Below are 18608 nucleotides of genomic sequence, written 5' to 3'. Positions count from 1 at the left end.
CCGCGTCGAGGTTTACGGCGCTTAGTGCAGGGCGGCCTCTGCGGCCTGGATCGCCGCGAATTCTTCTTCCGGCGTGCCTGCTACCAAGTGATGCCGGCTGTAGAAAGCAAAGTAAGCAATTAATACTCCATAGATGACCGCCGCGCCAATCACCACGCGTGGGTCGACCAAAAAGCCCGCCACCACGGCCACGCAGGCCAGTACCAGCGCCACGCCCGAGGTGAAGATGCCGCCCGGCGTGCGATACGGGCGCTCCATCTTAGGGCGGCGGATGCGCAGGGTGATGTGCGCGGCCATCATCAGCACATAGGAGATCGTCGCGCCAAACACGGCCACCAAAATTAGCAGGTCGCCCTGGCCGGTCAGCGACAGGCCGAAACCGATAATCCCGGGAATCACCAATGCCAGTACTGGCGCCTTGCTCTTGTTGGTCTGGGACAATTTGCGCGGCAGGTAGCCAGCGCGGGACAAGGCAAAGATCTGCCGCGAGTAGGCGTAGATAATCGAGAAAAAGCTTGCGATCAAACCGGCCAGGCCAATCAGGTTGACGAAGCTGCCCATCCAGGTCGAACCGCCATAGGACAGCGCCAGGGCTTCCACCAACGGGTTACCGGATTTGATCAGCGCATACGTGCCTGCTCCGCCCGGCGCGATCACCAGGATCAACAGGGCAAAACTGGTCAGCACCACAATCGCGCCGATCAGCCCACGGGGCAGGTCGCGCTTGGGGTTCTTGGTTTCTTCAGCGGCCAGGGGCACGCCTTCTACCGCGAGGAAAAACCAGATCGCATAAGGGATCGCCGCCCACACGCCCACATAGCCGAACGGCAGGAAGCTGCTGGCGCCCTTGGCCTCGGTCACCGGAATATCCAGCAGGTTGGCGACGTTGAAGTGCGGCACCATCGACACCAGGAATACGCCCAAAGCGATCGCGGCGACGGCGGTGATGACAAACATCAGCTTCAAGGCTTCGCCGACACCAAAAATATGGATGCCGATAAAGATGATGTAGAACGCCAGGTAGATCATCCAGCCGCCAATGCCGAACAGCGACTCGCAGTAAGCGCCGATAAACACCGCAATTGCGGCGGGGGCGATGGCGTACTCGATCAGGATCGCGGTGCCGGTGAGAAACCCGCCCCAAGGGCCAAAGGCGCTGCGGGCAAAACCGTAGCCACCGCCGGCGGTGGGGATCATCGAAGACAGTTCGGCCAGGGAGAAGCACATGCACAGGTACATGGTAGCCATGAGCAATGTGGCGAGGAACATGCCGCCCCAGCCACCCTGGGCCAGGCCGAAGTTCCAGCCGGCATAGTCGCCGGAGATGACGTAGGCGACGCCAAGGCCGACTAACAGCACCCAGCCGGCAGCGCCTTTTTTCAATTCTCGTTGTTGAAAGTAATCGGTGCCGACTTTTTCGAAGTCGACAGAAGAACCAGTGGGTTCGCTAGGCATGGGAAGTACCTTGGATTGTTATTGTTTTTAACTCGGCATCTGTGTGCCGAACGCGGTAGCAATTACTGGCGAAGTTCAAGTGTGGGAGCTGGCTTGCCTGCGATGGTGCCTTGTCAGCGACCTTTTACTTGGCTGACACACCGCTATCGCAGGCAAGCCAGCTCCCACACGTGATTGCATTTCAAGTTGGAGGCTGGTTGCTTGCTATAAGGCTGGGTTAGAAAAAGCCCAACGGATTAATGTCGTAGCTCACCAGCAGGTTCTTGGTCTGCTGGTAGTGATCCAACATCATCTTGTGGGTTTCGCGCCCTACGCCAGACTTCTTGTAACCGCCAAACGCGGCGTGCGCCGGGTACAGGTGGTAGCAGTTGGTCCACACGCGACCGGCCTTGATCGCGCGGCCCATGCGGTAGGCGCGGTTGATGTCGCGGGTCCACAGGCCGGCGCCCAGGCCGAACTCGGTGTCGTTGGCAATCGCCAGGGCTTCGGCTTCGTCCTTGAAAGTGGTGATGCTCACCACCGGGCCGAAGATTTCTTCCTGGAACACACGCATGTCGTTGGTGCCCTTGAGCAGGGTCGGCTGGATGTAATAGCCGGTGGCCAGATCGCCCGTGAGCTTTTCAACCTTGCCACCGGTCAGCAGTTGCGCACCTTCGCCCTTGGCGATTTCCAGGTAGGACAGGATCTTGTCAAATTGCTGCTCGGACGCCTGGGCGCCGACCATGGTGTCGGTGTCCAGCGGGTCGCCACGCTTGATCGACTCGACCTTCTTCATCACCACTTTCATGAAGTCGTCGTAGATCGACTCCTCCACCAGGGCGCGAGATGGGCAGGTGCACACTTCGCCTTGGTTGAAGAACGCCAGCACCAGGCCTTCGGCAGCTTTTTCGATGAATGCAGGTTCCGCTTTCATGATGTCGGCGAAGAAGATATTCGGCGACTTGCCGCCCAGCTCAACGGTAGACGGAATGATGTTCTCGGCCGCCGCGTGCATGATGTGCGAGCCCACCGGGGTAGAACCGGTGAAGGCGATCTTGGCGATACGCTTGCTGGTCGCCAGGGCTTCGCCGGCTTCCTTGCCGAAACCGTGCACAACGTTCAGTACGCCTGGCGGCAACAGGTCGCCGATCAGTTCCATCAGTACGCTGATGCCCAGCGGGGTTTGCTCGGCGGGCTTGAGTACCACGCAGTTGCCGGCGGCCAGGGCCGGGGCGAGTTTCCAGGCGGCCATCAGCAGCGGGAAGTTCCACGGGATGATCTGGCCGACCACGCCCAGTGGTTCATGGAAGTGATAGGCGGCAGTGAGTTCGTTGATTTCGGCGCTGCTGCCTTCCTGGGCGCGAATGCAGCCTGCGAAGTAGCGGAAGTGGTCGGCGGCCAGGGGGATGTCGGCGTTGAGGGTTTCACGCACGGCCTTGCCGTTGTCCCAGGTTTCGGTGATGGCCAGCAACTCGAGGTTCTGCTCGATACGGTCGGCGATTTTCAGCAGTACCAGCGAGCGGTCCTGGGCGCTGGTTTTGCCCCAGGCGTCAGCGGCGGCGTGGGCGGCGTCCAGTGCTTTGTCGATGTCTTTGGCGGTGGAGCGCGGGAAGTCGGCGATGGGCTTGCCATTGACCGGCGAGGTGTTGGAGAAGTAGTTGCCATCGACCGGCGCAACGAACTCGCCGCCGATGTAGTTGCCGTACTTGGCCTTGAACGAAACGATGGCGCCTTCGGTACCGGGGTGTGCATAACGCATGGTGGGCATCTCCTGCTTTTATGTTTATCGGAGTACAGCGCTGCAAGCGCGTTATAAAGCGTAGAGCAAAGGTCGGGCCAGTGCGTACGGGCCAGGTAAATCAAGGGTTTGGTTTTGTTTACAAGGCATGACTGTGGCTGGGGCGATACAGGCGGGGTGACAGTTTGTGCCACAAACGGTACAGCCTGTGACCGATGGGTCGGACCGGGATTGCAATGGCCCGGTGGCTGGTGGATGCTGGGCGCTCTCACGCAGGGAGAATAATAAGAACATGCACAACGATCATTTCAGTCGCCATGCCCAGCAGGTTCTCACTGTCACCCGGGGGCAAGAGCCGCTCCAAGGGCCGGGCAGCGATCCCTCCATCGCCCGTTCCTGGCTGCGTTGCGTTGAGGACTACCACCTCGACCCTGCGCAGACCGTCGCGCCCACCGTGCTTGAGCATGGCCGCCTGCTGGAAAGCCGCGAACGCCTGCGCCAGGTGCTGCACATCGCCGGCAACGAGATGAACAGTCTGCACCAGCAACTCTCGGGGGCTGGTCACGCGGTGCTGCTCACCGATGCCCGGGGGGTGATCCTCAACTGTGTCACCGCGCCGTCCGAGCGCAAGATTTTCGAGCGCGCCGGGCTGTGGCTGGGCGCCGACTGGAGTGAAGCCTGCGAAGGCACCAATGGCATCGGCACCTGCCTGGTCGAGCGTCAATCCCTGACCATCCACCGTGACGAGCATTTTCGCGGTCGCCATACCGGGCTGACGTGTTCGGCGAGCCCGGTGTTCGACCCTCACGGTGAATTGCTGGCGGTGCTGGATGTGTCCTCGGCCCGCGAAGCCGTGTCGCGCCAGAGCCAGTTCCACACCATGGCGCTGGTGAACCTGTCGGCCAAGATGATCGAAAGTTGCTACTTCCTGCGCCACTTCGAACATCATTGGCTGCTGCGTTTTCACCTGCAGGCCGAGTCGGTCGGGTTGTTCAGTGAAGGCTTGCTGGCGTTCGATGGCGAAGGGCGCATTTGTGCGGTGAACCAGAGCGCCCTGAACCTGTTGGGGCAGCTACGCGGCGGCTTGGTGGGCCAGCCGGTGGACGCGTTTTTCGACTGTTCCCTGGATCAGTTGCTAGGGCGGGCCAGCGCGAATGCCACTGCCAGTTGGCCGCTGCGTAGCCGCGATGGTCGGCCTTTATTTGCAGCGCTGCGAGGCCAGCCCCGCAGTACGCTGGCCCCGGTCGTCAAGCCGCAGGCGCCACGTCCACTGGGTATTTGCCTGGGCGATCCGGCGTTGCAAAATGAGCTGCGCAAGGCCTCGCGCGTATTCGAGCGCGACGTGCCCTTGCTGATCAACGGCGAAACCGGCTGCGGTAAAGAGGCTTTCGCCAAGGCCGTGCACCAGGCCAGCCAGCGAGGCGACAAGGCCTTTGTCGCGCTGAACTGTGCGGCCATTCCGGAAAACCTGATCGAGTGCGAACTGTTTGGCTATCGCGCCGGCAGTTTCACCGGCGCCCTTAAAGAAGGCATGCGCGGCAAGCTGCAACAGGCCGACGGCGGTACGCTGTTTCTCGACGAAATCGGCGACATGCCACTGGCGCTGCAAACCCGCTTGTTGAGGGTGCTGGAGGATCGCCTGGTGGTGCCTATCGGCGGCGAACCTCAAGCCGTGAACCTGCGCATCATCAGCGCGACGCACCGTAATTTGCTGGAGCGTGTGGCCGATGGCAGCTTTCGCGAAGACCTGTATTACCGCTTGAGCGGCTTGGAAGTCGCCCTGCCGCCGTTGCGCGAACGCACTGACAAGGCGCAATTGTTGGACTTCCTCCTGGCCCAAGAGGCCGGCACCGAACAGGTGGTGCTAGACGAGTCAGCGCGCCAGGCCTTGTTGGCATTCCACTGGCCCGGCAATCTGCGGCAAATGCGTACCGTGTTGCGCACGGTGGTAGCGCTCTGTGAGGGCGGGCGAGTCGGTCTTGAGGACTTGCCGGCGCTGATTCGCCAGGCGCGGCCGCTGGGGGCGAGGGTGGATGCGCCGTACGCCTTGCCGCTGGAAAGCGCCGAGCGTCAGGCATTACTCGGTGCGTTGGTGCAGCAGCGCTGGCATATGAGCCATGTGGCTGAACAGTTGGGGGTCAGTCGCAATACGCTGTACCGCAAGTTACGCAAACATGGAATCTCCAGGGACTGCACTCATTAAGGGAGTGCGACACTTGTCGGAGTAACTCAGTTATTGCCGATGGCTCGTGTTTTGTCGCACAGGCTTTAAGGTTTTTTATCGCGCTACGTACTCACGTCGCCCCGGAACGCTGCACGTTGTTTTAAGCACTGATGGAATAAGGGCAGAGCATCACGTGCCCTTAATCACAGTTGTTTGAAACTTCTAGGGTGACAACACATGAATATTACAAGTCCAATAACGACTCCTGTGCCACAACTCCCTGTTCAACTTGACGTTACGCTCACGTCCCAACCGCAACCCTTTACGGCGGGCTGGGACGAACCGGTGGACCACACTCCGCCTGAGCCTGGCACGCAGTTGTCTGCGCAGGAGACTGATCAAACGCCGAAGGTGCGCATCAAGCGTGGAATCTTTGGACTGCGAGGGTGGGGAGGATCCCGCCCCACGCCTCACGTGCCGCCCACGCCATCGCCCAGATTGCCGCCTGCCTCGGTCAGTCCCACGCCCAGCCGGCCCCCAATCACGGCGGGTGGGAAAAAGCCGACGACAAGCCACGATACCCCTGGTGCAAGTGCAAGTGCGACTGCGGGCAGTTCAAGCCAGTCAACCGCAGGTAGGCTCAAGGACGTGCTGAGCAAGGGGCCTCAGACGCCCCCCCTCGGTGGGACCGCCCCTGTGAAACAGAACGATCCGCCCAAGGTCAGCGTGGTCGATGTCACCCAGCGACTGTTGGATGCCGACAGGCTGGTCAAAGCGGGCGTTATTTCTACATCACCCTCTACCAGCAAGACGGTCAAGGACGCGTTCATCAACGCAGGCGTCAATGGTATGGTCAGCGCGCCGATCAATGTGGGGGCGTATGCCGGATCCGTGGCTGCGGGGGAAGCGATCAAGGGCCAATACCTACCGGTGCCAGTGGCGCCACCGCCACCGCATTTGCCGGGCGTTGCACAGCCCGAACAGGACTCCATGCCGCCAACCGTTGCGCCATCCGCACCCGATGAGCCTGCGCTTGAAGCCATGCGCCATCTGGATCGGGTAGAGAAAGTGGTGCTGGAGTTTGCCAATGTCGTCATGATGCTGGCGTCGGGAAGCACCGCAGACCGGCTTGCCATGGACGACGCCTGGCCCAAGGAGCGTGGGGCACGCTTGACTAACCTAGAGCAGTTACTGAGCGTGTCAGAAACCCATATGAGGCAAGTGGCCGAGGACAACGGCGTTATTTTCAAACCTCACATTGAGTCGTCAACCTCTCCCGGCACCGGGGGACGCTTAGGCGTAATAGAGCGTCGGTATGACGCGATGGAAAAAGCGGCCGAACGAATCATGACCTTGAAAGACGCTGAGCTTAAAAAAGCTGGCACCATGGTTTAAGACATCCCTTTTGCCCGCCGGATCCTACCGGCGGGCGTTTCGCCCTCAGCTAAAGCGTGCGAACTTTCCCACCCTACGCTAACCTGCCTCGATGTTTACGAGGTCGACTATGCACATTCATATTCTGGGTATCTGCGGTACGTTCATGGGTTCAATGGCGGTTCTGGCCAAAGAGCTGGGCCATCACGTTACGGGCTCCGATGCCAACGTTTATCCGCCCATGAGCACGCAGCTGCAGGCGCAAGGTATCGAGCTGACCCAAGGTTACGATCCCTCGCAATTCGACCCGGTGCCGGATCTGGTAGTGATTGGCAACGCCATGTCCCGTGGCAACCCAGCGGTCGAGTACGTGCTCAATAAAGGTTTGCCTTACGTCTCAGGCCCTCAATGGCTGGCTGATCATGTGTTGCAAGGTCGTTGGGTATTGGCAGTGGCCGGCACTCACGGCAAGACCACCACCAGCAGTATGCTCGCCTGGGTACTGGAACATGCGGGCATGAGTCCGGGCTTCCTGATCGGCGGCGTGCCGCAGAATTTCTCGGTGTCGGCGCGCCTGGGCGATACGCCGTTTTTCGTGATCGAAGCCGATGAATACGACAGCGCGTTTTTCGACAAGCGCTCCAAGTTCGTCCACTACCGTCCGCGCACAGCGATCCTGAACAATCTTGAGTTTGATCACGCGGACATCTTTCCCGATCTGGCGGCTATTGAGCGGCAGTTCCATCACTTGGTGCGTACCATCCCGAGTGAAGGCCTGGTCATCCACCCGACCACTGAACCGGCGTTGCAGCGCGTGATCGACATGGGCTGCTGGACGCCGGTGCAGACCACCGGTGTGGGCGGGCAATGGCAGGTCAAGTTGCTCAGCGAAGACGGCTCCCGGTTTGAAGTGCTGTTCGAAGGCCAAGCCCAAGGCGTCGTGGAGTGGGATATGACCGGCCAGCACAATGTCGCCAACGCGCTGGTAACCCTGGCGGCTGCACGGCATGTCGGTGTGGTGCCGGCCATGGGCATCGCGGCCTTGAGCGCATTCAAAAGCGTCAAGCGGCGCATGGAAAAAGTCGCCGACGTGAATGGGATTACCATCTACGACGACTTTGCCCACCATCCAACAGCTATCGCCACTACGCTCGACGGCCTGCGCAAGCGCGTTGGCGATGCCCAAATCATTGCGATCGTCGAACCGCGCTCCAACTCCATGAAGCTGGGTGCGCACCGCGATGGCCTGCCGGAAAGCGTCAACGACGCCGACCAGGTGGTCTGGTACGCGCCTGCCAACCTTGGTTGGGACCTGCCGGGGATCGCTGCGCTGTGCACCGTGCCCTCGACGGTGTGTGATTCGCTGGAAGGCATCATTGAGCATGTGAAGCACTTGGCCAAGCCCGGCACCCATGTGGTCGTCATGAGCAACGGCGGTTTTGGCGGCTTGCACGGCAAGCTGGCCGAGGCGTTGCAATGAGTGGCCCCGAACGTATCACCCTGGCAATGACCGGCGCATCCGGCGCGCCTTACGGCCTGCGCCTGCTGGATTGCCTGGTACGTGAAGACCGTGAAGTGCACTTCCTGATTTCCAAGGCCGCCCAATTGGTGCTGGCGACCGAGACGGATGTGCAATTGCCGGCCAAGGTGCAGATGATGCAAGCGTTCCTCACCGAATACACCGGTGCGGCAGCGGGGCAGATCAAGGTCTATGGCAAGGAAGACTGGATGTCGCCCGTGGCTTCGGGCTCCGGCGCGCCGGCGGCGATGGTGGTGGTGCCATGCTCCACCGGCACCCTGTCGGCGATTGCCACGGGCGCCTGCAATAACCTGATTGAAAGGGCGGCGGACGTGACCTTGAAGGAGCGTCGCCAATTGATCCTGGTACCGCGCGAAGCACCGTATTCGAGTATTCACCTGGAACACATGCTCAAGTTGTCGAACATGGGCGTGACCATCTTGCCGGCGTCGCCAGGTTTCTATCACCAGCCGCAGACCATCGATGACCTGGTGGACTTCGTGGTGGCGCGCATTCTCAACCTGCTGAACATTCCCCAGGACATGCTGCCGCGTTGGGGCGAGCACCATTTGGGCGGCGATGAATAAAGCGCTGCTGCTATTACTGGCGTTGCACCTCACGGGCTGCGCCACGGCGCGCACCCTGGACGCCGCGCAACCTGGCGCGCCTGTGGTGTATGCCGGTACGCGCCTGGATTTGTATGCGATCAATGGCGGCTGCTGTGCCAAGGACAGGTTTGGGGCCGAGGCGCCGGGCTATCCCCATCTCGACCTGCCGGCCAGCGCGCTGCTCGATACGCTGCTGTTGCCACTGTCGTTGTTGACCGTGCTGGGTGTGGGCTTCAACGCCACTGGCGGACTCTGAGAACTACACGAACCCAATGTGGGAGGGGGCTTGCTCCCGATGGCGCCGTGTCAGGCAACTACCTTGTTGCTGACCCACCGTCATCGGGAGCAAGCCCCCTCCCACATTTGGATTGGTGTTCTTACTTGCCGAGCTTGCGCAGCTCATCCGACTCCACCACCCGCACGCCATCCTGTTCTTCCAGCGCCAGGCGCCACATGGCGCGAGCCAGTTCGCAGACTTCGATGCCGTGGTACTTGCCCGGAATCAAGCGCGACAACGGCCCGGCAAGCTGTTCGGCCAGACGCGGTTCCAGCCGGTCCCCCAGCAGCAAGGAAGGTCGCACGATGGTCAGTTGCGGCCAGTCCTGGGCTTTGAGTGCCTGCTCCATTTCGCCCTTGACTCGGTTGTAGAACACTGAGGATTTCGGGTCGGCGCCGATCGCACTGATCACGATCAGATGCCGCGCACCCAGTTCCCGAGCGCGCTTGGCGAAGGCCACCACCATGTCCAGATCGACCGCACGGAACGCCGCTTCCGAGCCGGCTTTCTTGATCGTGGTGCCCAGGCAGCAAAAGGCAATGTCCACCCGGCCGCTCAGTTGCGGCAGGAACACCGCAGGGTCGCCCACCGGGTTTTCCAGGCGTGGGTGTTCAGCCAGCGGCTTGCGGCTCGGCGCCAGTACACGGGTCACGGTGGGTTCGTTGAGCAGACGATCAAGCAGGTGTTCGCCGGTGAGGCCGGAGGCCCCCGCCAGCAGGATATGCTGAGGTGTCAGGTACATGATGTTTCCCCCTTGTTACACGTTACAGCTTAGTTGCCTTTGGCTTCCTTGCTATTCATTGAGACGCTTTCGAGCGCCTTTCGTGCCTGCTGTTTGCGTAATAGTTGCCAATGGGCGATCACGCCTTTGGGCGCCCAGATCTGCGGTTCTGAGGCTTCGAAGTTGTCCGCCTGCTCGCGTTCGGCCACATGCAGTTGTGCCAGTTTGAACGCGTGTTGCAAATCGTCCGTTTGGTTGAAGGCTTGTGCGAAAAGGGCATCGCCAAAGTAGGTAAAGTCCGCCTCTTCTGAACAGCCAAAGGACACGCGATCTGCACGGGAAGCCGTCATGATCAGCGTGCGCTCATCTTTCAGGGCCGGAATGAAACCGCCGGAGTAGCAGGCGGAAATCACGATGATCTTGTCGCGGTTTTTCAACGGCGTCAGCACGGCGGCCAGTTCATCGGCGGGCAGGTCGGCCAGTTCCATGCGCGGCTGGTCGAGCACCAACTCATGTTCATGGGTGCCGTGGCTGGTCAAGTAGATAAATACCAGGTCTTCGGGCCCGGTACGTTCGGCCAGGGTTTGCACGGAACGCCGCAGGCTTTCACGGGTGGCCAGTGGACGGTCGGCGATGTGGTCACGATGGTTGACCAGGCGGACCTGCCCGCGTGCGCCGAAGCGTGTGGTGAGCAGGTTGCTGACGTAATCGGCTTCGCGCAGGAACACGCTTTGCTTGCCGTCACCTGCCAACGCCAACGTATAAAGCTCGACGGCAGGTGTCGAGGCCGGCACGGCGGCCAGGGCCTCGTCGAGCAAGCGGCCTTGGGCCAATAGGCCGGTTTCCAGTGGGTCGGGCAGTAACTTGCCATCGGCATCGCGCACGCGCAGGCCATTGACCCAGGTGCCGGCCTGCACGGTGCCGTCGGTGAGCACGAGGGTGCCACGCCCCTGATAGTTGTCGCTGTCGAAGCCACCGATATAGAAGCTGCCATCGGTGAGGTTCAGGCGCCCCTCACCGGTAAAGCGCCAGTCACTGAACTGACCGACGTAGTGGCTGCCATCGGCGCCAATCAACTCGCCTTTGCCACTGAGGGCGCCTTCCTTGAACTGGCCGATCCATACGTCGCCGTCGGCGTTTTCATAGCGGCCTTTGCCGTTGAGTTGGTTCTGCTTGAATTGGCCGATATAGATATCGCCCTCAGCGCTATTGAAGGTGCCATTGCCCTCCAGTTGGCCATCGACAAAGTGGCCGCTGAACTGATTGCCGCTGTCGTCATTGCGCTGGCCTTCGCCATTGGGCTTGCCGTGGGCAAATTGGCCCTGGTACTGGCTGCCATCGGCCAATTCCAGGCGACCGAGGCCTGCATACTGGTCGTCCTTGAACTCGCCGCGATAGGTCATCTGCCCTTCTTTGAGGGTGCCTTCGCCATTGCGTCGACCGTTCTTGAAGCTGCCGACATAGCTGCTGCCCGTGGTAGTCAAGCTGCCCTGGCCATCAAACAGGCCCTGCTGGAACTGGCCTTTATAGACTTCGCCATTGCTGCCATGCCATTCGCCCTGGCCGTGCCACTGGCCTTTATCGAACTGGCCGGCGTACCAACTGCCGTTGGGGTAGTCCACGCGGCCCTGGCCTTGCAGCAGGCCGTTGACCACATCGCCACGGTAGCGGCCGCCATCGGGCAGGCGCGCATCGGGCGGCAACAGCGATTCGCCGTCTCCGCAAGCGGTCAGCAACAGGGCAAGGGCAAGGGGAGCGAGTGGGCGCATAGCGGGATCCGGATAATTGAGCGCCGAGTATGCCGCAGCCGCGAGATTCATACATAAATTTACATACACTGTGGCAAGGTTTATTGCCTCGCCACAGGGTCGGCCTTACACGAAGCAGAGTGACAGCGACTCGGCAATATAGGCAGGTTTCTCCTGGCCTTCGATTTCCAGGGTGGCGGTGGCCTTGAACAGCCATTGGCCGGGTTTTTTCTCGGTGACGTCGGTGAGCGTGACGTTCAGGCGTACCTTGGAGTCGACCTTCACCGGCTGGATGAAGCGCACACTGTCCAGGCCGTAGTTGACGGCCATTTTCAAGCCCTCGGGCATGATCAGGATGTCTTCCATCAGCTTGGGCATCAGTGACAGCGACAGGAAACCGTGGGCGATGGTGCTGCCGAACGGGGTTTGTGCGGCCTTGACCGGGTCGACGTGGATGAACTGATGATCGCCGGTGGCCTCTGCGAACAGGTTGATGCGCGCCTGGTCGATGGTGAGCCATTCGGAACGTCCCAGTTCCTTGCCGACATAATCTTTGAGCTGCGCTACGGGTACATAGGGCATTGCGTCTCTCCTGGGTTCATCATTTTTATCCCCCGTTGATAAGGGGTTTTATATGGGATACAGAGAACCAATGTAGATCATCATGGGCAAATGGCCCGGTCAACCCAACATGCTTTTGGCGAATGCCTGGGCATAGGGCGGGCGTGCTTATAATGTGCATGGGCTTTGAGGGGGGAGAGAGCGGGATGCTGTTACGTGGCCTGACTTGGCTGGTGCTGTTTCAATTGATCGGTACGGCGATCAATCATTTGCTGTTGCCGGTACTGCCGGGGCCGATCATCGGGCTGCTGCTGATGCTGGGCTTTCTGGTCTGGCGCGGTGAAGTCGGCGAGCCGCTGAGCCTGGCGGCTGGCAGCCTGTTGCGTTATCTGCCGTTGCTGTTGGTGCCGCCTGCCGTGGGAGTGATGGTCTACGCCAAGGACATTGTCGCGGACTTCTGGGCTATCGTCGGGGCGCTGGTGTTGTCGCTGGTGATCGCCATGGGCTTTGTCGGTGTGCTGATGCAGCAGATGGTCAGGCGCAAGGAGAAGGACCAATGATGCTTGACTGGCAGGGCGCCTGGACGGCGGTCATTCATCACCCGTTGTTTGGCATCGGTATCACCCTGGGCGCCTATCAGTTGGTGCTGGCGGGGTACGAGAAAACCCGCTGGATCTTCCTGCAGCCGGTGCTGGTGTCGATGTTGCTGGTGATCGGTGTGTTGCTTGCCTGTGGCCTGAGTTACGCCGAGTACCGCGAAAGCACCGAGATCATGGGGATCCTGCTGGGGCCTGCAACGGTGGCATTGGCGGTACCGCTTTATCTTAACCTGCGGCGGATTCGCCAATTGTTCTGGCCGATTTTTACTACGCTGGTGGTAGGCGGGGTGTTGGCTACCGGCTTGTGTGTGCTGTTGGGGTGGTGGTTTGGTGCCGAACACAGGGTGCTGATGACCATGGCACCCAAGTCGGTAACGTCGCCGATTGCCATGCTGGTCGCCGAACAGATTGGTGGCGTGGCGGCATTGGCGGCAGTGTTTGTACTGATCACCGGGGTGGTCGGCGCGATGATCGGCCCGGCGTATCTGTCGCGGCTGGGTGTGCACAGCCCTGAAGCGCGGGGCATGGCGCTGGGCATGACCGCTCATGCGGTCGGCACCTCGGTGGCCCTGCAGGAAAGCGAAGAGTGCGGCGCTTTTGCGGCGCTGGCCATGAGCCTGATGGGCGTGGCGACGGCGGTGTTTCTGCCGTTGGCCGTGTCGGTAATTGTTTAACCCGGGTTTTAAGGAAACCGTTATGAGTCTGGCGCTGTTCCCACTCAACACTGTGCTGTTCCCAGGCTGCACCCTCGACCTGCAGATATTCGAGGCGCGCTACCTGGACATGATCAGCCGCTGCATGAAAAAGGGCGAAAGCTTTGGTGTGGTGTGCATCTTCAATGGCCTGGAAGTGGGCATAGCCCCGGACGGCTACGCGCTGATCGGCTGCGAAGCGTTTATTCGCGACTTCAAACAGCAGGACAACGGCCTGCTGGGGATTCGTGTGGAAGGTGGCCGGCGTTTCCGCGTACTAGACGTCACGGTGCAGAAAGATCAATTGCTGGTGGCCGAGGTTAAATGGTTGGAGGAGGTGCCGGATCGGCCTCTGGAAGAAGAGGACGCCGACTTGCTGGCGCTGCTGGAGGCTCTGGCGGAGCACCCGATGGTAGCTTCGCTGGAGATGAACGCCCATGCCGAAGGCCAGCAGGCCCTCGGCAACCAACTGGCGTACCTGCTGCCGTTTACCGACGCCGATAAGGTCGACTTGCTGCAAATTGACGATCCGCAGCAGCGGCTGGATGCCATTCAGATGTTGCTGGATGAATTGCAGGGTGAGTTGTTCACCTGAGATACGGAATTTTCTGCGGTTGCTTTCGGATTTTGCTACGTCATTTCAGGCGCGACGCCTGCAATATTTTCCGATCACACCATAATGATCGGGGATGACCATGATTCGTCTGACACCATCGGAACAAGTCGCCTGGGACACGTATTTTGTCAGCGTGACCACGCAATTGCTCCAGCAGGACGCCACCCGGGGCGCGGAGTACATCGCCGAGCGCGCCGCCGAGATTGCCGACGAGATGCTGCTGGAGCGACGCGAACGTTGCGTGGAGCGTCGCTCTGCTTCAGTCGACTGGATTGGCCCGGCCAAGGGTCAGTAGGCGTACCTGAGCAATGCATGGGAGGTGCCGGTGAATGCAATGAAGCCGAGCACCGCCACCACCGCCGGCAATACCAGCCACCAGGCTTTTTGCGTCATTGCCGGCAGCGGGCTGCGGTACTGGATCACGGTCAGGCTGAATGCGCATACCGTCATGGCCAGTAGCGTGCCTGCGAGGATGTCGCTGGGCCAGTGAGCGCCCAGGTACACCCGCGACAGAGCAATGAATGCGGCGGGTATGCAGCCCAGCAGCATCCAGGTCAGGCGCAACCGCGTGGGTTGGCCGCGACCGGCCAATACCGCGAGCGCCAGGAAGAACGCAAAAGCGCCGGAGGCATGGCCGCTGGGCATGCTGAAACTGGTCAACGGGTCGGTCAGAATCTCCGGGCGGCCACGGGCAAAGAACAGCTTGGTGCCGGTGTTGATCACCGCCGCGCCTGCCAGGGTCGCTCCTACAAACAGCGCGTGTCGCCATTGCCGGGCCACAAACAACAGGGCGGTGAACACCGCGCTGGCGACGAACATTTTCTTGAACTCGCCCAATTGCGTGATCCGCACCATCACCTCATCCAGCCACGGGCTGCGATGCTCCTGCACCAGGGCGCTCAGGCCCTGATCGAAGTCATTGAGATGCGGGTAGCCGATAAACAGCGCGATCAGCAGGGTCAGGCTGGCACAACCGATCCACAACGTTGCGCGACGATGGGCGCGCAGGCTGCTGTTCAAACTTAATCCCAATAGCGCCGCCAGGCACGCCGCAACAATCGCCGCTTCCGGCCAGAAACCTTCCGGCAAGGGCAGGCGGAACGCGGCACCGGCTGCCCAGCCCGGCAGCAGATACGCCACTGACCAACCGGCGGCGGCGATCACGCTGACGATCGCAAAGCGCGGGAGCGGCATGTCGCACATACCGGCGACCATCGGCAGCATGGGCCGCAATGGCCCGATGAAGCGCCCGACCAGCAAGCTGGCGATTCCGTACTTGTGGAAGTAGGTTTCTGCGCCATTCATCCATTCCGGATGATGGCGCAGGCCCGGCAAGCGCCGGATGTTCTGATGGAAGTGTCGGCCCAGGTAGTAGGAAACCCCGTCGCCCAATAGTCCGCCGAGGAAGCCCAGCAGCAGGGTTTCACTCAGTGACAACGCACCGCTGCCGGCCAGTGCGGCAATCGCAAACAGCAATACCGTGCCCGGCACGATCAGCCCGGCAATGGCCAGGCACTCCACGCACGCGACAATAAACACCGCGGCTGCCAGCCATTGCGGGTTCAGGGTCAGCCAGCCGGTGATGCTATCGAGCCATTGGCCCATACAATCCACTCCATAATGAGACGGTGAATTTCCACTGTGGGAGCTGGCTTGCCTGCGATGGCTGCGGCATGGCCAGCATGGAAGTTGCCTGGCCCACCGCTATCGCAAGCAAGCCAGCTCCCACATGGGATGTGTCGCCCGTTAGATCAAAAAATAATCGCGGCCTTCGACCTGCCCGCGACGCAGCGGGTTCCGCGTGCAGTACGGCGCATAGCCGGCATCGACGAAGCGATACATCAAGTGTTCATCGCGCCCGCTGGGAATGCCCAGCCGGGTGGTCTGGATAATCTGCGTGGGCACCTGGCCCACATCTTCGACATACAGCAGTTCCTGATCGAAGCGCTTGGCGTCCCACATCGGCACTTTCAGGCCCAGCGCCTTGCACAGCAGGGTCTGCCCGGCGCACAGCTTCTGCGCCGGGCGCGGGCTGCCGTCGGGGTTGGGGTTGTTCAACAGCATTTGCGCCAGGCTTGCCGGCCCGCAGATTTCATCGACCCACGGGTAAGCCGACTTGATCAGCACGGCATTCCCCGGGCCGTGGGCGCTGAAGTTCAGGGAATCACCGCCCCTGGCGTAGTACATATAGATATGACCGCCATCCAGAAACAAAGCCTTACGCTTTTCTGTGTAACCCAGCGACGCATGGCTGCCTTTTTCGGCCACGTAATAGGCTTCGGTTTCAATAATTCGCGCCGAAAGCCAGAGATCACCAACACGGTGGCGAATGATTTTCCCCAACAGCTCTTGCGCGAGCAGTTGTGCATCGCGGTCGAAGAAGCCGTCGGGCAGGGCGCTTGCGGGGAGTGGGGCGGTAAGTCCGGGCATGGCGTTCAGGGTTATTACGGCTAAATGTGACGGAATAATAACAACTCTCACCTTAATTACCGCTGAACCCCGGGTTTTTACAGTTCATTTCGACCATCCGCCCCTCACCGCTGTCAGTCGAGCGGCGTCACAGCTATAATCTGCCGCTTTCCTCTTTGCCAAGACTCCCTGACCATGACTGAGTCCGTTCTTGACTACATGACCCGCCTGGGTCGCGCTGCCCGTCAGGCCTCGCGGTTGATCGCCCGTGCGAGCACTGCGCAGAAGAACCGTGCGCTGCTGGCGGCTGCCGATGCTCTGGATGCTTCGCGCTCCGAGTTGACCGCTGCCAATGAACTGGACTTGGCCAATGGTCGCGCCAATGGCCTGGAACCGGCCTTGCTGGATCGCCTGGCACTGACCCCGGCACGTATCGACGACATGATCGAAGGCCTGCGTCAGGTGGCCAAGCTGCCTGACCCCATCGGTGAAATCCGCGACATGCGTTACCTGCCGTCCGGTATCCAGGTAGGCAAGATGCGCGTGCCGCTGGGTGTGATCGGCATCATCTACGAGTCGCGTCCGAACGTGACCATCGACGCCGCGAGCCTGTGCCTGAAGTCGGGCAACGCCACCATCCTGCGAGGCGGCTCCGAGGCGATCAATTCCAACCGTGCTATCGCCGCCTGCATCCAGCAAGGCCTGGCCGTGGCCGAGTTGCCAGCCGAAGTGGTGCAAGTGGTGGAAACCACCGACCGCGCGGCTGTGGGCGCGTTGATCACCATGCCGGAATTCGTCGACGTGATTGTGCCCCGTGGCGGCAAGAGCCTGATCGAGCGCGTCAGCCGCGATGCCAAGGTGCCAGTCATCAAGCACCTGGACGGCGTGTGCCACGTCTTCATCGACATCGCCGCCGACCTCGACAAGGCGATTCGCATTGCCGACAACGCCAAGACCCACCGCTACGCGCCGTGCAACACCATGGAAACCCTGCTGGTGCACGCCGGCATTGCCGAGCGCGTGCTGCCGCCGCTGGCTGCCATCTACCGTGACAAGGGCGTGGAGCTGCGTGGCTGCGAGCGTACCCGTGCACTGCTCGGCAGCGATGTGATCGAGGCGACTGAACAAGACTGGTACACCGAATACACGGCGCCGATCCTGTCGATTCGCATCGTCGACGACCTGGACCAGGCCATCGAACACATCAATAAATACGGCTCCAAGCACACCGACGCCATTGTTTCCGAGCATTTCAGCGATGCCCGGCGTTTCCTCAATGAAGTGGATTCCGCTTCGGTGATGATCAACGCCTCGACACGTTTTGCCGACGGCTTCGAGTATGGCCTGGGGGCGGAGATCGGTATCTCTACCGACAAGCTCCATGCACGCGGCCCGGTTGGCCTTGAAGGGCTGACCAGCGAGAAGTACGTAGTGTTCGGCGACGGTCATGTGCGCACTTGATGGCTAAACGCATCGGGCTGCTCGGCGGTACTTTCGACCCCGTGCACATCGGCCATTTGCGCAGTGCCCTGGAAGTCGCCGATGCCCTGGCGCTGGACGAGGTGCGGCTGCTGCCCAATTTTCGGCCGCCGCATCGCGATACGCCGCAGGTGTCCGCGCAACAGCGCCTGAAAATGGTGCAGGTGGCCGTAGAGGGCATACAGCCGTTGATGGTGGACGACCGCGAACTCAAGCGCGATAAACCGTCCTACACTGTCGACACCCTGGAGCTGATGCGCGCTGAGATGGGCGCTGATGACCAGTTGTTTCTGCTTTTGGGCTGGGACGCATTTTGCGGCCTGCCCTCTTGGCACCGCTGGGAGGAGCTCCTCCAGCATTGCCACATCCTGGTTTTGCAACGCCCGGATGCCGACAGCGAACCGCCGGATGCCTTGCGCAACCTGCTGGCCGCGCGGTCGGTAAGTGACCCCTTGGCCCTGACCGGGCCGAACGGGAATATTGCATTCGTCTGGCAGACCCCGCTTGCGGTGTCCGCCACCCAGATCCGTCAACTGCTGGCCAGCGGTAAGTCGGTACGTTTCCTGGTGCCTGACGCGGTCCTGGCCTACATCGATGCGCACGGGCTTTACCGTGCGTCGAACTGAAAAGGCGCGCTTGAACGCACGAACCGTGCAGCAAGCGCCCGAA

18 protein-coding genes are annotated in these 18608 nt (G+C 61.0%); 11 read left to right on the top strand and 7 right to left on the bottom strand.

The window, feature by feature from the left end; all coding sequences use genetic code 11:
- Positions 1-21 precede the first annotated feature (21 nt).
- The gene (gene eat / locus IH404_RS25065; RefSeq protein WP_005791799.1) at positions 22-1455 is read right to left on the bottom strand and encodes an ethanolamine permease; all 1434 of its coding nucleotides are present in this window, start codon (positions 1453-1455) and stop codon (positions 22-24) included.
- Positions 1456-1672: 217 nt separating this feature from the next.
- Positions 1673-3193 carry an aldehyde dehydrogenase family protein gene (locus tag IH404_RS25060; protein ID WP_005791797.1) on the bottom strand — a complete coding sequence of 507 codons (1521 nt, stop codon included), beginning with the start codon at positions 3191-3193 and terminating at the stop codon, positions 1673-1675.
- A gap of 271 nt (positions 3194-3464) precedes the next feature.
- Between IH404_RS25060 and IH404_RS25055 the strand changes: the two genes are divergently transcribed.
- From IH404_RS25055 to IH404_RS25035, 5 genes are all read left to right on the top strand, one after another.
- The gene (locus IH404_RS25055) at positions 3465-5375 is read left to right on the top strand and encodes a sigma-54-dependent Fis family transcriptional regulator (protein WP_194439332.1); all 1911 of its coding nucleotides are present in this window, start codon (positions 3465-3467) and stop codon (positions 5373-5375) included.
- 657 nt (positions 5376-6032) lie between these two features.
- Complete coding sequence (locus tag IH404_RS27940; protein WP_032803986.1) at positions 6033-6731, top strand: hypothetical protein; 699 nt, start codon at positions 6033-6035, stop codon at positions 6729-6731.
- Between the two features lie 109 nt (positions 6732-6840).
- Entirely contained in the window at positions 6841-8190 is a 1350-nt protein-coding gene (gene mpl, locus IH404_RS25045) for a UDP-N-acetylmuramate:L-alanyl-gamma-D-glutamyl-meso-diaminopimelate ligase (RefSeq protein WP_194439329.1), read from the top strand.
- The gene (ubiX, locus tag IH404_RS25040; RefSeq protein WP_005791790.1) at positions 8187-8816 is read left to right on the top strand and encodes a flavin prenyltransferase UbiX; all 630 of its coding nucleotides are present in this window, start codon (positions 8187-8189) and stop codon (positions 8814-8816) included. Before mpl ends, ubiX begins: the two co-directional genes overlap by 4 nt.
- On the top strand, positions 8809-9093 hold the full coding sequence (locus IH404_RS25035) for a YceK/YidQ family lipoprotein (protein ID WP_005791789.1): 285 nt from the start codon (positions 8809-8811) through the stop codon (positions 9091-9093). The genes ubiX and IH404_RS25035 overlap by 8 nt, the downstream gene beginning before the upstream one ends.
- Positions 9094-9214: 121 nt before the next feature.
- On the opposite strand, the gene IH404_RS25030 is transcribed toward IH404_RS25035, so the two are convergent.
- From IH404_RS25030 to IH404_RS25020, 3 genes are all read right to left on the bottom strand, one after another.
- On the bottom strand, positions 9215-9856 hold the full coding sequence (locus IH404_RS25030) for an oxidoreductase (protein WP_005791787.1): 642 nt from the start codon (positions 9854-9856) through the stop codon (positions 9215-9217).
- Between the two features lie 29 nt (positions 9857-9885).
- On the bottom strand, positions 9886-11604 hold the full coding sequence (locus tag IH404_RS25025) for a C13 family peptidase (protein ID WP_005791785.1): 1719 nt from the start codon (positions 11602-11604) through the stop codon (positions 9886-9888).
- A gap of 105 nt (positions 11605-11709) precedes the next feature.
- Positions 11710-12165 (bottom strand): MaoC family dehydratase, encoded by a 456-nt coding sequence (locus IH404_RS25020; RefSeq protein ID WP_005791783.1) that lies wholly within the window; start codon positions 12163-12165, stop codon positions 11710-11712.
- A 185-nt stretch (positions 12166-12350) separates the two neighbouring features.
- Between IH404_RS25020 and IH404_RS25015 the strand changes: the two genes are divergently transcribed.
- The 4 genes from IH404_RS25015 (at position 12351) to IH404_RS25000 (ending at position 14346) form a co-directional block, all read left to right on the top strand.
- The gene (locus IH404_RS25015) at positions 12351-12704 is read left to right on the top strand and encodes a CidA/LrgA family protein (protein WP_005791782.1); all 354 of its coding nucleotides are present in this window, start codon (positions 12351-12353) and stop codon (positions 12702-12704) included.
- A complete protein-coding gene (locus IH404_RS25010; protein ID WP_005791780.1) occupies positions 12701-13417 on the top strand; it encodes an LrgB family protein in 717 nt (238 codons plus the stop codon). Before IH404_RS25015 ends, IH404_RS25010 begins: the two co-directional genes overlap by 4 nt.
- Before the next feature lie 22 nt (positions 13418-13439).
- Complete coding sequence (locus IH404_RS25005) at positions 13440-14030, top strand: LON peptidase substrate-binding domain-containing protein (RefSeq protein WP_005791777.1); 591 nt, start codon at positions 13440-13442, stop codon at positions 14028-14030.
- Positions 14031-14130: 100 nt separating this feature from the next.
- On the top strand, positions 14131-14346 hold the full coding sequence (locus IH404_RS25000; protein ID WP_032803985.1) for a hypothetical protein: 216 nt from the start codon (positions 14131-14133) through the stop codon (positions 14344-14346).
- On the opposite strand, the gene IH404_RS24995 is transcribed toward IH404_RS25000, so the two are convergent.
- Positions 14340-15656 (bottom strand): bifunctional DedA family/phosphatase PAP2 family protein, encoded by a 1317-nt coding sequence (locus IH404_RS24995; RefSeq protein ID WP_005791773.1) that lies wholly within the window; start codon positions 15654-15656, stop codon positions 14340-14342. The two genes, IH404_RS25000 and IH404_RS24995, sit on opposite strands and share 7 nt — an antisense overlap.
- Positions 15657-15797: 141 nt before the next feature.
- Positions 15798-16481 carry a DNA-3-methyladenine glycosylase gene (locus IH404_RS24990; RefSeq protein WP_005791771.1) on the bottom strand — a complete coding sequence of 228 codons (684 nt, stop codon included), beginning with the start codon at positions 16479-16481 and terminating at the stop codon, positions 15798-15800.
- Between the two features lie 174 nt (positions 16482-16655).
- Between IH404_RS24990 and IH404_RS24985 the strand changes: the two genes are divergently transcribed.
- Together IH404_RS24985 and nadD are read left to right on the top strand one after the other, a co-directional pair.
- Positions 16656-17921 carry a glutamate-5-semialdehyde dehydrogenase gene (locus IH404_RS24985; protein WP_005791769.1) on the top strand — a complete coding sequence of 422 codons (1266 nt, stop codon included), beginning with the start codon at positions 16656-16658 and terminating at the stop codon, positions 17919-17921.
- Positions 17921-18565, top strand: a complete 645-nt coding sequence (gene nadD / locus IH404_RS24980) for a nicotinate-nucleotide adenylyltransferase (protein WP_194439327.1) — start codon at positions 17921-17923, stop codon at positions 18563-18565. The genes IH404_RS24985 and nadD overlap by 1 nt, the downstream gene beginning before the upstream one ends.
- Positions 18566-18608: the final 43 nt, after the last annotated feature.

Origin of the sequence: Pseudomonas sp. OST1909 (assembly GCF_015277575.1) — a bacterium.
In the GTDB taxonomy this organism is placed as follows: Bacteria; Pseudomonadota; Gammaproteobacteria; order Pseudomonadales; family Pseudomonadaceae; genus Aquipseudomonas; species Aquipseudomonas synxantha_A.
This window is presented reverse-complemented; position numbering and strand designations above follow the sequence as displayed.

Excerpts from the sequence above, each read along its gene's own strand:
- mpl (WP_194439329.1), top strand. The coding sequence starts at position 6,841 with ATGCACATTCATATTCTGGGTATCTGCGGTACGTTCATGGGTTCAATG.
- IH404_RS25055 (WP_194439332.1), top strand. The coding sequence starts at position 3,465 with ATGCACAACGATCATTTCAGTCGCCATGCCCAGCAGGTTCTCACTGTC.
- IH404_RS25030 (WP_005791787.1), bottom strand. The coding sequence starts at position 9,856 with ATGTACCTGACACCTCAGCATATCCTGCTGGCGGGGGCCTCCGGCCTC.
- IH404_RS24985 (WP_005791769.1), top strand. The coding sequence starts at position 16,656 with ATGACTGAGTCCGTTCTTGACTACATGACCCGCCTGGGTCGCGCTGCC.
- IH404_RS25015 (WP_005791782.1), top strand. The coding sequence starts at position 12,351 with ATGCTGTTACGTGGCCTGACTTGGCTGGTGCTGTTTCAATTGATCGGT.
- IH404_RS24995 (WP_005791773.1), bottom strand. The coding sequence starts at position 15,656 with ATGGGCCAATGGCTCGATAGCATCACCGGCTGGCTGACCCTGAACCCG.
- ubiX (WP_005791790.1), top strand. The coding sequence starts at position 8,187 with ATGAGTGGCCCCGAACGTATCACCCTGGCAATGACCGGCGCATCCGGC.
- IH404_RS24990 (WP_005791771.1), bottom strand. The coding sequence starts at position 16,481 with ATGCCCGGACTTACCGCCCCACTCCCCGCAAGCGCCCTGCCCGACGGC.
- nadD (WP_194439327.1), top strand. The coding sequence starts at position 17,921 with ATGGCTAAACGCATCGGGCTGCTCGGCGGTACTTTCGACCCCGTGCAC.
- IH404_RS25060 (WP_005791797.1), bottom strand. The coding sequence starts at position 3,193 with ATGCGTTATGCACACCCCGGTACCGAAGGCGCCATCGTTTCGTTCAAG.
- IH404_RS25020 (WP_005791783.1), bottom strand. The coding sequence starts at position 12,165 with ATGCCCTATGTACCCGTAGCGCAGCTCAAAGATTATGTCGGCAAGGAA.
- IH404_RS25010 (WP_005791780.1), top strand. The coding sequence starts at position 12,701 with ATGATGCTTGACTGGCAGGGCGCCTGGACGGCGGTCATTCATCACCCG.
- eat (WP_005791799.1), bottom strand. The coding sequence starts at position 1,455 with ATGCCTAGCGAACCCACTGGTTCTTCTGTCGACTTCGAAAAAGTCGGC.
- IH404_RS25000 (WP_032803985.1), top strand. The coding sequence starts at position 14,131 with ATGATTCGTCTGACACCATCGGAACAAGTCGCCTGGGACACGTATTTT.
- IH404_RS25035 (WP_005791789.1), top strand. The coding sequence starts at position 8,809 with ATGAATAAAGCGCTGCTGCTATTACTGGCGTTGCACCTCACGGGCTGC.
- IH404_RS25025 (WP_005791785.1), bottom strand. The coding sequence starts at position 11,604 with ATGCGCCCACTCGCTCCCCTTGCCCTTGCCCTGTTGCTGACCGCTTGC.
- IH404_RS25005 (WP_005791777.1), top strand. The coding sequence starts at position 13,440 with ATGAGTCTGGCGCTGTTCCCACTCAACACTGTGCTGTTCCCAGGCTGC.